Genomic DNA, 14,188 nt, shown 5'->3' with positions numbered 1-14,188 from the left:
GGTCGATGTTGAAGCAAGGGGGTAGGAAGGCATCAAGGTTTTATTTTTGCAAATGTTTGGCTATTTTTACGGTTAATATTTATTATTTTTGCTTTATGGATGATCCCGCGCAGCTTTCGGAATATGGAAAGATATTATTGATTGCCCTCGTAGGCATGCTGCTTGTGTGTATGACCATTCTGCTGGCGAAAGTGCTTTCTCCTAAAAAACCTAATCCTGAAAAACTAAGTACTTATGAATGTGGCGAAGAAGCGATCGGAAGCTCTTGGGTACAGATAAATCCGCGTTTCTACGTGATTGCCTTGGTTTTTCTCTTATTTGATGTGGAGCTTATTTTCATTTTTCCATGGGCCACCGTATTCGGTCATAGCGAGCTAATAGGAGCAGACGCACGATGGGGATGGTTCACATTGGCCGAGATGGCTGTTTTTCTTGGGATCTTAGTGATTGGTTTGATCTACGTTTGGAAGAGGGGAGATATTTCCTGGATTCGCCCAACTCATCAAAAGCCGATTGTATCCACCGGCATTCCCCCGGCAGCCTACGATGTGGTTAATTCGAAAAGCTATGCAATTCGCGATTACAAGGCCGCTCATGATCCGCAAGCGGATTTAACCGAAGAAAGCACGGCAGCGATAAAGCCTAAGCCATCTTTCGGATTTCGGCCTAAATTTAAGACCTCAAAAGATTAACATATGAGTACAGCAGTACAAGCACAAAGTGGGGGCGTAATTGTCGCAAAGATGGACGATCTTCTTAATTGGGCAAGATTGTCATCGATGTGGCCGGTCAGCTTTGGTATTGCTTGTTGTGCAATCGAGATGATGGGGGCAATGGCCTCCACCTATGATCTGGATCGGCTGGGCGTTTTTCCAAGGCCTTCCCCACGACAGTCTGATGTGATGATCATTGCAGGAACAGTAACGTTTAAAATGGCGGATCGCATCAAGAAGCTTTACGAACAGATGCCGGAGCCTAAATATGTCATCTCTATGGGGTCTTGTTCAAATTGTGGCGGACCCTACTGGCAGCATGGCTATCATGTCGTGAAGGGCGTGGACAAGATCATTCCGGTGGATGTTTATGTGCAAGGCTGTCCGCCGCGTCCCGAAGCGCTAATCGGTGCTTTTTTAGAGCTTCAGAAAAAGATAGAAAAAGAAAGCGTGCTACAGGATCAATATTTTTCTGAGCAGGTTTAATATAGTTTTAAAGTATTATGGCAAAAGATTTTTATGGTGAGTTGCAATTAGGAATTCTTGGCGGTGGACAACTGGGGCGAATGCTTATTCAAGAGGCAATTAATTACAACGTCAATGTGCACGTGTTGGATCCCGACAAAAATGCGCCATGCCGTAAGTTGTGCAACCGTTTTGAGTGCGGTTCGTTAAGTGATTTCGAAACAGTCTACAATTTCGGAAAGGATTTGGATATGATCACGATCGAAATCGAAAAGGTAAATGTGGACGCCTTGGAAAAGTTGGAGGAAGAAGGTGTCGTCGTCTATCCCCAGTCGCGCGTTATCCGGCTGATACAGGATAAAGGGATGCAGAAGCAATTTTTCAAACAAAACGATATACCCACTGCAGCTTTCCAGTTAATTTCTACGCGGGACAATCTGTATGAGTCTGTCATTGCGTTGCCTTATATCCAAAAGCTTCGACGCGACGGCTATGACGGCAAAGGGGTGAAGCGGATCAATAGTGTGCAAGACATTGAAGATGCATTTACGCAGCCATCCCTCGTAGAAGAATTGGTCGATTTTGAAAAAGAGATCGCGGTAATCGTTGCGCGGAATGATCGTGGCGATGTGGCTACCTTTCCGCTTGTGGAGATGGAATTTAATCCAGAAGCCAATTTAGTAGAGTTTCTGATATCCCCCTCCGTGCTACCTTTTGAAGTACAGACGCAGGCAGACGACATTGCACGGAAAATCGCTGCTGATCTGCAGATCGTTGGCTTATTGGCCGTCGAAATGTTTTTGACCAAAGATGGACAGATATTGGTTAACGAGCTTGCACCCCGGCCGCACAATAGTGGGCATCAAACGATTGAAGGGAACTTGACATCGCAGTTTGCACAGCACCTTCGTGCGATATTTAATTTACCTTTAGGCTCCACGGCAGCGCGTTCCACCGCCGTCATGATCAACCTTTTGGGGGAGGGGAAATATGAGGGACTAGCAAAGTACGACGGCGTGGAAGAGGTTTTGGGTAGAGAAGGTGTTTTCGTGCATTTGTATGGAAAGAAATATACAAAGCCATTCCGTAAAATGGGACACGTATGTATCATTAACGACGACCGGGAAGCCGCGATCAAGAATGCGCGATGGGTACAAGAGACGTTGAAAGTAAAAGCTTAAGAGAAATATAGATGAGTTTAGAAAAGAAAGCCATTGTGGGTATCATTATGGGAAGTAAATCAGATCTCCCTGTCATGCAAGATGCCATCGCTATATTAAAGAAATTGGAAGTACCGTTTGAGGTTTCCATCGTGTCTGCCCACCGTACACCGGAGCGCATGTTTCATTATGCCAAATCGGCCGGCGATCGTGGTCTGAAGGTTATTATTGCTGGCGCCGGCGGTGCCGCACACTTGCCGGGCATGGTGGCATCTATTACGCATCTTCCGGTAATTGGTGTGCCTGTAAAATCATCCAATTCTATCGACGGTTGGGATTCCGTCTTGTCGATCTTGCAAATGCCTAATGGTATTCCCGTGGCGACGGTTGCGTTGAATGCAGCAAAAAATGCAGGCATTCTCGCCGCACAGATCTTAGGTACATCATCTGAAGATCTCGCCGCCCGTATTTTGGCGTACAAAGACGAGTTACGGCAAGCTGTGGAAATGAATGCACAGGACGTAGAGACTACGACATTTTAAGCACACAAAAGATAAAGGAATCGTTAGATTCCTTTATCTTTTGTGTTTTCGTTATTTGGTTAAGAATTTTTGCACGTAGTCGTAGCTTTTCTTAATGCTTTCAAACTTGTTCGGCATATAAATGTCATCCTGTTCGACAAAAGCATACTTTAAGCCCGCCTTATCGGCATAGTTAGCGATGTTGATGAAATCTATGGCTCCTGTACCTACCTCCGTGTACTTGATTTCTTTCATGATATCCATAAATCCTGCCTTGTCGTAGGCTTCACCTACAACAGGGGTCGTGAAACGTTTGTCCATATCCTTGATGTGCCACATCGTAAAGCGCCCGGGATACTTCTCAAAGTAAGACTGTGCCGTGTAGCCCGCTTTTTCTATCCAAAAGAGGTCAAGTTCGAAATCCACCAGTTCCGGTTGTGTAAATGCCAAAAGGATATCCAGGCCCTTCGTACCATTTCCAAAGCCGCGAAATTCCCAAAAATGATTATGATATCCGACTTTGATTCCGGCTTTTTTAGCCATTTCGCCAGCTTTGTTTAGCTGATCGGCAGCGAACTGGTAATCTTCCACTTTGAGGTTGTTAATATCGTCCATTGGTGTGACCGGAGCGACGATGTGCGATTGCCCGAGATCATGTGCAATTTCGATATAGCGCTCGATGTTTTCTTTTTGGCTTTGCGAACGGCTCAGGTATTTCGACATGTCATAGTGCCCACTATGGCTTTTCAGACCGTTATCGTCCAGCACTTTTTTTAACTCGGGTACTTTCAGGTTCCAAAATGAAGCCGCGGAAGCATCCACACCAAATGTTTCGACGTGTTTGTATCCAATCTTCCCCACGGTTTCTAAGGTCTTAACCGGATCTTCCGCTATTAAATCGCGAATGGAAAACAATTGTATCCCGATGTTGTGAAAGGGGCCACTCCCCAATGCTTCTGCTCCGCAGGAATATAGATAGCGGCTTAGGAAGGCTGCCGATACACCTAGGCCTGCCTGTTTCAGGAATTTTCTTCTACTATGTTGCATAGTCTGTTTGTTTAAATTGGTGATTGCAAGGGGAAGTTAATCAAAAAATGAAAATAAAAAAAGGATTCTCCCACAGAGAATCCCTTTTTGAAATGGTATTGAATAAGGCCGTTAAACGGTCATTACGTCTTTTTCTTTCAGCTCAGCCAATTGGTCCACCTTAACAATAAAGCTGTCTGTCAATTTTTGAACTTCAGCCTCTCCCGATTTTATTTCATCCTCGGAAGCACCATCGTTCTTCAGTTTTTTTATCGATTCGTTGGCGTCTTTTCTTATATTACGAATAGCGATACGTCCTTTCTCCGCCTCTTCCTTTACCTTCTTAACCAAATCCCGGCGGCGTTCTTCAGTTAACACAGGGATGGCAAGGCGTATAATCGTACCGTCATTTTGGGGATTCAACCCAAGGTTTGAATCCATGATAGCCTTTTCGATGGCGCCTAAAATATTCTTTTCCCAAGGCTGGATAACGATTGTACGTGCATCCGTTGTATTGATATTACTTACCTGTGAAAGCGGTGTCATGCTACCGTAATAGTCTACGGAAATACCGTCCAACATCGAAGGAGATGCTTTCCCTGCTCTGATTTTCGTTAACTCAGATTCTGCATGAGCAACAGCTTTTCCCATGCTCTCTTTACAGTCGTCTAGTTCTAAGGAAATTAGTTCGTTCATATTTTTGTTATTTCTTTACAATAGCTTAACTAACAATAGTTCCGATATGCGCACCGTCGGCTAATTTTTTCAAATTACCGGGCTTATTCATGTCGAATACAATAATAGGGAGGTTGTTTTCTTGGCACAGTGTAAAAGCCGTCATATCCATAACGTTTAAACCTTGCGCATACACTTCTTGGAAGGAAATGGTGTCGTATCTTTTTGCGGAAGGATCTTTCTCCGGATCTGCTGTATAGATGCCATCTACGCGTGTTCCTTTCAGAACAGCATCCGCATTGATTTCGATGGCGCGTAAAGATGCGGCGGTATCGGTCGTGAAATAAGGATTTCCCGTTCCAGCACCGAAAATCACGATTCTGCCTTTTTCCAAGTGGCGTACCGCTCTACGACGGATAAAGGGCTCACAGATTTGCTCCATTTTTATAGCCGTTAAAAGTCGCGTTTTAAGTCCCACCTTTTCTAACGCATCTTGGAGAGCCATACTGTTGATCACCGTGGCCAACATGCCCATGTAATCCGCTTGCACGCGATCCATGCCAGCCTTCTCTGCACTTAAACCCCGATAGATATTGCCTCCGCCAATGACGATTGCAATTTCTAGCCCTTGACTATGGATTTCTTTGATGTCGTTTGCATATTGCATCACGCGGTTGATGTCGATGCCGTAACTTTGTTCGCCCATTAAGGCTTCACCACTAAGTTTAAGTAAGATACGTTTATATTTCATGTTTGTTTTTTTGGAGCATTCCCAAAAGCCAAAGATAAAACTTTTTTTTCACGGTGTGGCGATTATCTTAGCCTTTTTTCGTGGCCGAAACGACTTCTTCGTAATAACTTTCGTATAGCGGGAGGATTTTTGCGATATCAAATTCCTGCGCCCGTGCAAAAGCAGCATTTTTAAATGCTTGTAGCCGCTCGCAATCTCCTAATATATGGATCGCGTGCTTCGCCATATCGTCCACATCACCGATATCACTCAGAAAACCACTTACACCTTGTACATTTAATTCGGGAAGACCGCCGGTATTCGAAGAAACGACCGGCACGTGGCAGGCCATGGCCTCTAAAGCAGCCAAGCCAAAGCTTTCCGACGAAGAGGGCATGAGAAAGAGATCCGAAACGGATAAAATCTCTTCAATAGCATCTTGCTTACCCAAAAAGCGAACATCCTGACTGACACCAAGCTCACGCGCGAGCTCTTCGGTGTTATGGCGCTCGGGTCCATCGCCGACCATCAACAGCTTGCTCGGTAACACATCATTCACCCGTTTGAAAATACGCACTACATCCTGTGTGTTTTTGACCTTCCGAAAATTAGAGGTGTGTGTGATAACACGCTCGTTGCCAGGAGCGATAGCGCGTTTAAAATGTTCCTTGCTCTTGTTGTGGAAACGCGAAAAATCAATGAAGTTGGGAATCACCCGGATGTCACGGTCTATGTCAAAATAGGCCAAGGTCTGTTCCTTGAGGCTTTCCGAAACTGTTGTAACGCCGTCCGATTGGTTGATTGAGAAGGTAACTACAGGACTAAAGCTTTTGTCCTTTCCCACTAAGGTAATATCGGTACCGTGCAAGGTCGTCACCACCGGGATGCTGATTCCATAGGAGGCTAAGATTTGCTTGGCCAGATAGGCGACAGAAGCGTGCGGAATCGCGTAATGAACGTGCAGAAGATCGAGCTGTTCAAATTTCACGACATCGACAAGCTTGCTTGCCAAAGCAGACTCGTAGGGTGAAAAGTCGAACAATGGATATTGTGCCATAGCGACTTCATGGTAGTAGAGGTTTTCAGAAAAAAAATCTAAACGGGCAGGCTGCGAGTAGGTAATAAAATGTATTTCGTGCCCATTCGAGGCCAAAGCTTTTCCAAGCTCGGTAGCGACAACACCGCTCCCTCCAAATGTGGGGTAGCACACGATCCCAATTTTCATATGAATAGTTTGTTTTTTGTCATGGAGCTGATCCAATGATTTTCGTAGGTGAAAAATCCGTCATGCAGAAGCAAATAAAACAACAAAATGTGTATATTGACTGATGCATATGCCGTTAATTAACTGCGTAAATATAAGGATGGTTTTATAATTGTTTTGCAATAATTTTTTTGTATACCTCATCGCCACGCTCATGTCTATCGATCATACATTACTGTTAAAGGAAGTTGTGTTCAGCACATCGCGCTCGGGCGGAGCCGGCGGGCAACATGTGAACAAAGTGGAATCTAAAGTCTCCTTGTACTGGAACCTCCTGGCGTCCCCCTCCGTCACCGCTCGTCAACGTACACAGTTGAGCTCCAAGTTAGCCAATAGGCTCAACAAAGAAGGTGTCTTGCAGCTGGATGCTTCCGATACCCGAAGCCAGCTGAAAAACAAGGAACTGGTCATACAGCGTTTCCTAACCTTAGTGGAAAGTGCTCTTAAAGTCGATAAAAAACGTATCGCAACGAAAATTCCCAAATCCAAGGTGCTAGATCGGCTGGATAGAAAGAAAAAGAATGCACAAAAAAAATCCATGCGTGGCAAGATTGATTTTGATTAATTTCAGTGCATTGTCATTCAGCTTAATACGTTCTAAATTTTAAAAACTAAAAAATTAGTTGCAAAACTAAAAAATTAGTTTTAGATTTGTTGTATAATCGATTATAGACAATATTGTCTGCGTTAATACAAAGAATCATGGACGAATTAAAAGAACTTACGAAAGCCGAAGAGCAGATTATGCAAGAGCTGTGGGAGATGGGTGGTGGATTTGTAAAAGATGTGATAGCCAACTTGCCTGATCCGAAGCCTGCATACAATACCGTATCAACTATTATTCGCATCCTCGAAACCAAGGGTTTTGTGGCGCATGAATCTTTTGGCAAAAGCCACCGCTATTTGCCGAAGATCAGTAAAGAAGAATACAAGAAATTAATTACCGGAAAACTACTGCATAACTACTTTGACAATTCCGCTAAAAGCATGTTATCTTTCTTCTTGGAAGAGAAGAAGATGGATGTGAAGGAACTGGACGAAATTATGCAAATCATTGATAAAAACAGGTAAAGTTTAACCCCCTTTATAAACATCATTATTATGGTCTATCTTATTCTCGTGAACGTTAGTTTGCTGTTATGCTACGCCTTGTACAGTATCTTTTTGAAAAAGCTCACCTTCTTTCAGCTGAATAGAATCTATCTCCTTGGGGCGGTTATCGTATCGCTATTGGTCCCGATCGGGCTATTTGTCGATATGCCTCGCGGCTTGATTGCGGAAGAAACGCTTCCAAATATTGATCTGAATTTATTCCTCGGAGAGGAGATCTTGCTGGCTCCACAGGCAGATCGAGCAGTATCCATGCAGGATATCCTGCAGGTCGTTTATTGGATAGGAGTGGGCTTGGCGCTGCTGTGGTTATGTTTTCGATGTTCGCGGGTGCTGACGCTGTTACGATCGGGGAACAATACGTTTAGCTTTGCTTTTTTCAGAAGTGTCGTATTGGCGGATCAAGTGTCGGATAACCGAGTTATTGCAGCGCATGAACAAATACATGTTGAACAGGGACATAGCTATGATCTCGTTTTTGTCGAGTTGGTTCGGGTGTTCAACTGGTTCAATCCGGTCTTGCTACGCTACCTTAAAGAGCTCAAATTTCAGCATGAATGCATCGCGGATGAGGAGAGCTCGGTGGATCGAGTCGCCTACGCAGAACTTCTCGTGGCGCAAGCGATGCAGGTGGAACAAAACCATTTTTTTCATGGGTTTTCCCAAAAATCATTTTTAAAAAATCGAATTGTTATGTTATTTAAAGATAAAACACAGAATAGATATAAATTTCTATACCTCTCCGTAGCCCCCGTGCTGGGCTTGACCCTGTTGTCCACGTTGCTGTTCAACAGCAGCAACGCAAAAAGTATGGTGCACGATATAGAAAATAAGGTAGCGCAGACGACGATGGTCACGTCCTCACAGGACACGACGAAAACCCAAAGGGAAGCGACCGATGAAAAGCAAAAGATCTTTACAGCAACGGAGGTGAACCCAGAGCCTATTGGAGGGATGGCCAACTTCCGGAAATGGATCGGTGAAAACTATAGCTATCCACAGGAAGCGATCGATGCCGAGGTGAAAGGACAAATCATTATCTCCTTTATCGTGGAAGCAGATGGAGCGCTTACCAATTTTAAATTGATCAAAGACTTAGGATATGGAACGGGCGAAGCGGCCTTAGATCTTTTACGTAAGGCGGAGAAATGGATGCCCGGTGTCCAAAATGGCAGAAAGGTTCGAGTAGCTTACACCTTGCCGATTACATTAGATTTAGAAGGAGAAAAGAAGGGATAAGGTTACGTCCTAGGAGGGCCTGGCGACATGGTACATGCCACCTGGTTTATGTTCAAATCGCTTGGCCCCCTTTGTTGACTTTGATTTAGGTGATATCGCTAGAAATTTTTATGAGGGTTCTGTTTGTACTATTGGCTGTCTCGGTGATGGCATCCTGCAGGAATTATCCATTTGCAAAAAACGGTCATTTTATCGATGGTGTGGATGAATATTTTAATTTAACATGGCAGTCCAACGTTTGGCTTTATATGGACTACCTTCCTTACAATGGCGATTATGGAGTTCGTCTGGATAGCCTCTATCCCAAAGATCGACACATATTCCAGTTGTTGGGTTTAAAAGGTAGGGCTGTGCAGGTGCTTTTTACGGCCAAGCCCAAGAATAGGTTGAACTATCATCTTGCCGTATTGCGACATCGAAGGAAGGGCTTCGATTATAGCCATTACGAAAAATTTCAGGGCAAGGATGCATACTACTATTATCGGGATTTTGAGCATGATTTTCTAGTCGTTCGACATGTGGTCATTCCGAGTAAGGATAACCGATTAACCAGTATGGTCTACTATGTCGATAAGGACAAGCATATGGGCGATGGGTTTAAGATGCTGAACTATTTGGCGGAGATCAATGCCCAAGAGTTGCAGCTGGATGAGGGCTTCCGTAATTTTTGGCAAATCACCGATTGTCATGAAGATAAGGTTGATCTGACCTTTAAAATTAGGCAGGAGCTGACAAAGAAGGAAAAAATTGTGTATCTGCAAATGTATACGCTGTACGAGAACAGTCGGGGCATTTCGTACGCGAAGATCTTGACCAGAAAAGACCCCGATTCGCTTTCGCTCGCGCTCTGTCCTAATATTTACGCCCTGGAATACCGGAACGGACGCGATCAATTGCTACATACCGATACGCTGTACTTGGCAGAGTAATGGCGGGGGATGAGACGTACGTTTAGTTTCTATTTTGGTATCCTGTCCCGATTGTTGAGGGTGTTATCGCCAACATCCCACTAATTGTTACTTCAGGAGGTCAAGCTCACGTTGTAAGCGCTCGATTTTCGTCAACAGGTGCCGCGCTACCTCGATGCCTTGTATGTTAAGCTCCAGCTCATAATGCCAGTTGGCAAATTGCTCCAATAAATACAACTGCTCTTCATCGATGAATTCCATTTCTTCCTCGGTTATCAGTTCAATCAAACCGCTAGCGGAAAGCTCGCGCACAAATTGAATTTCTATTTGATGAGAGCTGCATACATCGTATATCTTTATCCAAGTACGTTCCATAGTTTTATTTTCGTTTGTTGGCCAGTTGTTGGAAGAGGGCTATTTCTTCCGTCGACAAATCTGTTGGCAGCTTTACTTGCAGGCTGATAAATAGATCGCCAAACTCTTTTTCTTTTTTGTATACCGGAAATCCTCTTCCTTTGAGCCTTATCCTGCTGCCGTTCTGTGTTTCTGGTTTCACCTTCACTTTGATCTTGCCTGCGAAGGTCTCGACCAGTAGCTCGCCACCGAGCAGCATGGTGTAAAGGTCTACCTCCTGCGTCTTATGGAGATCGTTGCCTTGACGCTGAACCTGCGGATCTGTTTTGATATCGAATTGGATAAATAGATCGCCAGCGGGTCCTCCGTTTATACCTTCGGCACCCTGGCCTTTGAGTCTGATTTTTTGACCATTTTCTACGCCAGCCGGAATGGTGATCCGTATGTTCTTACCATTCACCGTGAAGGTCTGCTGATGGGTGCTGTAGGCTTGCTGTAAGGTCAGTTCCAACACCGAGTTGTAGTCGTTCCCTCTAAATTTAGCTTGCCGCCCACCACCAGAACGACTTCCAAACATCTGTTCGAAGAAATCGGAAAACTCGCCAGCGTCGTAATTACCATTGTATCCATCGAAGTCAAAACCCTCAAAAGGATTACCCGTTGTTTGTCCGCTTTGTTGACTGCGTTGTTGACGTGAGGCTTGTTCATAGGCTTCGCCATGTTTCCAGTTTTCTCCATATTGATCGTATTTCTTACGCTTCTCGGAGTCGGTTAGCACCTCATTGGCCTCATTGATTTCCTGAAATTTTTGCTTGGCAGCTTCATCATTGGGGTTCATGTCCGGGTGATACTTTCGTGCCAGCTTCCGGTAGGCCTTTTTAATGTCATCTGCTGATGCGCCTTTGTCCAACCCCAATACCTTGTAATAATCTACAAATGCCATAAATATATGTTGTATAGGCATAAAACAATCGATCAGGCATATTGTTCGCACGAAAGTGCCGGCACCGATGGGCAAAAAAAATCCCACCTCGCAGAGATGGGATTTTTTGCGGTGGAAAGCCCACCTATATTACGGCGCAACAGCCAAAGCTGTCAAGCTTGATTATTCTTTGTTGCTGTCCACGGCGAGGCGTTTATCACGATTTGCAATGTCCCAAGCCGCATGGAAGACCAATTTCTCGCGCTTGACCATCATCGGGAAGTCGATCTTATCGACCGTGTCTTCTGGCGTGTGGTAGTGCGGATGCAGTCCCGAGAAATAAAAGGTCACCGGGATGTTGTGCTTGGCAAAGTTGTATTGATCCGAACGGTAGTAAATCCGCAGAGGATCTTTCGGATCGTCATACATATAATCCAGCTCCATTTTCGTGTATTGCTCGTTGGCCTTTTTGTTGATGGCATACAACTCCGAACTCAACTTATCCGATCCGATAATATGGAGATAATCGTGGTTTCCGTTTAGGTGCTTATCATCGATGCGACCAATCATATCCATATTCAAACAGGTGACGGTGTTGGCCAATGGAAACACCGGGTTTTCGGAATAGAACTGTGAGCCCAAAAGCCCTTTCTCTTCTGCCGCGAAGGCAATGAAAAGAATGCTTCTACGAGGTCCTTTGCCATCTTTTTTTGCCTGCGCGAAAACGCGAGCCAATTCTAAGACACCTGTTGTTCCCGAGCCATTATCGTCCGCGCCCGGAAAGATCGTGCCATCGGCAGTAATGCCATCATGGTCATGGTGACCAGAAATAACGACGATTTCATCTTTCAAATCGGTACCTTCTAGAAGTCCCAAAACATTCGGATCGGCGAAGTGTTCCTGCGTTATCCCCATTTTTGCATTTACCGTTATCGGGATAGCGAAGCTGCTGGGTTTCTTCTTTTGTTGATCAACTGTTGTTTGCTTCTTTGCCAAGATGCTGTTGGCGATATCAAGCGTGATGTTAACGACTGGAGGGCTTTGCGTTCCCTCGTTGGCAGCTTTGGCATTGTCGAGCATAAATCTGCCTGCCGTCAATCGATCGCTGAATCGCGAAATCATCTGTGCCACGGTGCTGCTGGTGGCTAAGATCATTTTCGGCTGCGCCTTGGCCAGCTCTTGCAAACGTTTGAAGCGGCTGCTGGCCCACTCTGAGGGTTTGTCCGTTCCGGTGATGAGGGAGTTGCCTTTCTCGTCTAGTGGTTCACCTTCATTGATTAGCAAGACGATCTTTCCCCGAATATCCAGCCCGGTTAGATCATTGTGTTTGGCATCTTGAATGCCGTATCCAATAAATACGATTTCAGCGGCATCAAAGACATTCTCTTTGTTATCACCCTGCACGAAAAGATCCTTACCGTTGGTATAGGCTTTTCCATCGATGGCAAATTGCTGCACCTTATAGGAAGAGCGAACAAGTTTTAAAGGTTGGAAGTAGCTGCCTTGAACCGGAGCCGTTAAACCAAAAGATTTGAACTGTTCTGCAATATATTGAACCGTTTTCTCGCCTCCTTTTTGTCCAGTACCACGGCCTTCAAAGGCTGGCGATGCTAGCAAGGTAAGGTGTGTCTTTGCCGATTCTTGCGTAAGTAGATTAGCATATTTGACCTGTACGGGGTCTTGCGCAATAGCACAGCTGTATAGGGCAGGTACTAATGCGATGGCCTTGATCAAGTTTTTAAACATCTTATCTTAAGTTTAGCTACAAGCGATTTTATTTACACGGGTGGCATGTCGTCCGCCTTCGAAATCAGTCGTCACAAACGTATTCACGATTTTTTTCGCAAGGGCAATGTCGATGAAACGTGCGGGGATACAGATCACATTAGCATTGTTGTGTTGACGCGCTAAGGCGGCAATCTCGTTTTGCCAAGCGATAGCTGCACGTATGCCTTGATGCTTATTTGCCGTGATGGCTACGCCATTTGCGCTTCCGCAGATCAGTACACCAAGCTCATTATTTCCGTCTTCCACACTCGATGCTACAGGGTGTGCGAAATCTGGATAGTCCACAGAGTCGCCTGTCGCTGGCCCAAAGTCTTCAACCTCAAAGCCTTCCGCTTTTAGAAATTCTACCAAGGCTGTTTTGTATTCAAATCCAGCGTGATCACTTCCTATTGCAATTTTCTTTGACATGTTATGGTTATTTTTTATAAAATTCTTTTTCCGCTTGTAGCTTTTTCTTTTTGACATTCGCCGATACCATAATACTCAACTCATAGAGTAGGAACATCGGCGCACTTACGGTCAACAAGGTGATCACGTCTGCCGTAGGCGTGATGATGGCCGCTATAATTAAGATGATAACGGTGGCATAGCGGCGACTTGCGCGCATGAATTCCGGTGTCATCAAGCCTATTTTCGAAAGAATGAAGATCAGGATGGGCAACAGAAAAACGACACCACAGCCCAAGGTCAATGTGGCAATGGTTGACAGGTAAGAGTCTATCGTGATCTGGTTGGTGATTTCTTCGCTCAAGGAAACATTCGCCAAGAAGTTGACCGAAAGCGGTACCACGATGTAATAGCCAAATAGTGCTCCTAATATGAATAGGATGGATGCGTAAATGACGAAGCCTTGTGCCGATTTACGTTCAATATCCGTTAATGCCGGTTTGATGAAAAGCCAAACCTCAAACAAGAGGTAGGGGAAGCCCAAAGCCAATGCCATCAACAAGCAGGAGTTGATCTGCAGCATGAACTGCCCAGCTAATTCGGTATTGATGATGTTGAACGGTATTTTCTCCACACAGAAGCCGTCGAGGCTCAGCAGATCACCTACTTTGCACATCATGCGATAGGTCCAAAAATCGAGATTCTTGGGACCCATAATGACATCATTAAAAACAAAATCGTAAAACGTGAATGAAAGGATGGCGAAGACCGCTATCGCGATTACTGAACGTATAATGTGCCATCTCAGTACCTCCAGGTGGTCAAAGAAAGACATTTCCGCTTCTAGACTTTTTCCTTTATCTTTTATTGCTTTGATTAGATCGTTAGATTTCGACATCGTAAAATTTTAAATCCGGATAGAAACA

17 protein-coding genes are annotated in these 14,188 nt (G+C 44.7%); 8 read left to right on the top strand and 9 right to left on the bottom strand.

Annotation, left to right across the window (positions count from 1 at the left end; genetic code table 11):
• Positions 1 to 95 precede the first annotated feature (95 nt).
• The 4 genes from IE165_RS03185 to purE are packed head-to-tail and all read left to right on the top strand — an operon-like array spanning position 96 to position 2,880.
• Positions 96 to 692, top strand: coding sequence for an NADH-quinone oxidoreductase subunit A (locus IE165_RS03185; RefSeq protein WP_189625158.1), 597 nt, complete (start codon positions 96 to 98; stop codon positions 690 to 692).
• 3 nt (positions 693 to 695) lie between these two features.
• Entirely contained in the window at positions 696 to 1,199 is a 504-nt protein-coding gene (locus tag IE165_RS03180; RefSeq protein ID WP_189625157.1) for an NADH-quinone oxidoreductase subunit B, read from the top strand.
• A 17-nt stretch (positions 1,200 to 1,216) separates the two neighbouring features.
• Positions 1,217 to 2,359, top strand: coding sequence for a 5-(carboxyamino)imidazole ribonucleotide synthase (locus IE165_RS03175; RefSeq protein ID WP_189625156.1), 1,143 nt, complete (start codon positions 1,217 to 1,219; stop codon positions 2,357 to 2,359).
• A gap of 11 nt (positions 2,360 to 2,370) precedes the next feature.
• A complete protein-coding gene (purE, locus tag IE165_RS03170; RefSeq protein ID WP_189625155.1) occupies positions 2,371 to 2,880 on the top strand; it encodes a 5-(carboxyamino)imidazole ribonucleotide mutase in 510 nt (169 codons plus the stop codon).
• Positions 2,881 to 2,931: 51 nt separating this feature from the next.
• Here the strand turns inward: purE and IE165_RS03165 are convergent, their stop codons facing one another.
• The 4 genes from IE165_RS03165 to bshA form a co-directional block, all read right to left on the bottom strand.
• Positions 2,932 to 3,906 (bottom strand): sugar phosphate isomerase/epimerase family protein, encoded by a 975-nt coding sequence (locus IE165_RS03165; RefSeq protein ID WP_189625154.1) that lies wholly within the window; start codon positions 3,904 to 3,906, stop codon positions 2,932 to 2,934.
• Between the two features lie 111 nt (positions 3,907 to 4,017).
• The gene (gene frr / locus IE165_RS03160) at positions 4,018 to 4,581 is read right to left on the bottom strand and encodes a ribosome recycling factor (RefSeq protein WP_189625153.1); all 564 of its coding nucleotides are present in this window, start codon (positions 4,579 to 4,581) and stop codon (positions 4,018 to 4,020) included.
• Between the two features lie 25 nt (positions 4,582 to 4,606).
• Positions 4,607 to 5,311 (bottom strand): UMP kinase, encoded by a 705-nt coding sequence (gene pyrH, locus IE165_RS03155; protein ID WP_189625152.1) that lies wholly within the window; start codon positions 5,309 to 5,311, stop codon positions 4,607 to 4,609.
• 67 nt (positions 5,312 to 5,378) lie between these two features.
• Complete coding sequence (bshA, locus tag IE165_RS03150; protein WP_189625151.1) at positions 5,379 to 6,515, bottom strand: N-acetyl-alpha-D-glucosaminyl L-malate synthase BshA; 1,137 nt, start codon at positions 6,513 to 6,515, stop codon at positions 5,379 to 5,381.
• 193 nt (positions 6,516 to 6,708) lie between these two features.
• Here bshA and arfB point away from each other — a divergent pair, with 193 nt between their 5' ends.
• The 4 genes from arfB to IE165_RS03130 all read left to right on the top strand — a co-directional run bounded on the left by arfB (position 6,709) and on the right by IE165_RS03130 (position 9,832).
• The gene (gene arfB / locus IE165_RS03145; RefSeq protein ID WP_189625150.1) at positions 6,709 to 7,119 is read left to right on the top strand and encodes an alternative ribosome rescue aminoacyl-tRNA hydrolase ArfB; all 411 of its coding nucleotides are present in this window, start codon (positions 6,709 to 6,711) and stop codon (positions 7,117 to 7,119) included.
• Positions 7,120 to 7,256: 137 nt separating this feature from the next.
• On the top strand, positions 7,257 to 7,625 hold the full coding sequence (locus IE165_RS03140; RefSeq protein ID WP_189625149.1) for a BlaI/MecI/CopY family transcriptional regulator: 369 nt from the start codon (positions 7,257 to 7,259) through the stop codon (positions 7,623 to 7,625).
• A 30-nt stretch (positions 7,626 to 7,655) separates the two neighbouring features.
• Positions 7,656 to 8,903, top strand: coding sequence for a M56 family metallopeptidase (locus IE165_RS03135; RefSeq protein ID WP_189625148.1), 1,248 nt, complete (start codon positions 7,656 to 7,658; stop codon positions 8,901 to 8,903).
• Positions 8,904 to 9,013: 110 nt separating this feature from the next.
• Positions 9,014 to 9,832 (top strand): hypothetical protein, encoded by an 819-nt coding sequence (locus IE165_RS03130; protein ID WP_189625147.1) that lies wholly within the window; start codon positions 9,014 to 9,016, stop codon positions 9,830 to 9,832.
• An 87-nt stretch (positions 9,833 to 9,919) separates the two neighbouring features.
• Here IE165_RS03130 and IE165_RS03125 read toward each other — a convergent pair whose 3' ends face one another.
• The 5 genes from IE165_RS03125 to tatC form a co-directional block, all read right to left on the bottom strand.
• Positions 9,920 to 10,186, bottom strand: a complete 267-nt coding sequence (locus tag IE165_RS03125) for a chaperone modulator CbpM (RefSeq protein ID WP_189625146.1) — start codon at positions 10,184 to 10,186, stop codon at positions 9,920 to 9,922.
• Positions 10,187 to 10,190: 4 nt separating this feature from the next.
• Positions 10,191 to 11,108: a DnaJ C-terminal domain-containing protein gene (locus IE165_RS03120; RefSeq protein ID WP_189625145.1), complete on the bottom strand. Its 918-nt coding sequence runs from the start codon at positions 11,106 to 11,108 to the stop codon at positions 10,191 to 10,193.
• Between the two features lie 162 nt (positions 11,109 to 11,270).
• Positions 11,271 to 12,833, bottom strand: a complete 1,563-nt coding sequence (locus tag IE165_RS03115; protein WP_189625144.1) for a M28 family peptidase — start codon at positions 12,831 to 12,833, stop codon at positions 11,271 to 11,273.
• A 12-nt stretch (positions 12,834 to 12,845) separates the two neighbouring features.
• Entirely contained in the window at positions 12,846 to 13,283 is a 438-nt protein-coding gene (gene rpiB / locus IE165_RS03110) for a ribose 5-phosphate isomerase B (RefSeq protein ID WP_189625143.1), read from the bottom strand.
• Between the two features lie 7 nt (positions 13,284 to 13,290).
• Entirely contained in the window at positions 13,291 to 14,160 is an 870-nt protein-coding gene (gene tatC / locus IE165_RS03105) for a twin-arginine translocase subunit TatC (protein WP_189625142.1), read from the bottom strand.
• Between the last annotated feature and the right edge of the window lie 28 nt (positions 14,161 to 14,188).

Origin of the sequence: Sphingobacterium griseoflavum, assembly GCF_014653155.1 — a bacterium.
Classification (GTDB): domain Bacteria; phylum Bacteroidota; class Bacteroidia; order Sphingobacteriales; family Sphingobacteriaceae; genus Sphingobacterium; species Sphingobacterium griseoflavum.
This window is presented reverse-complemented; position numbering and strand designations above follow the sequence as displayed.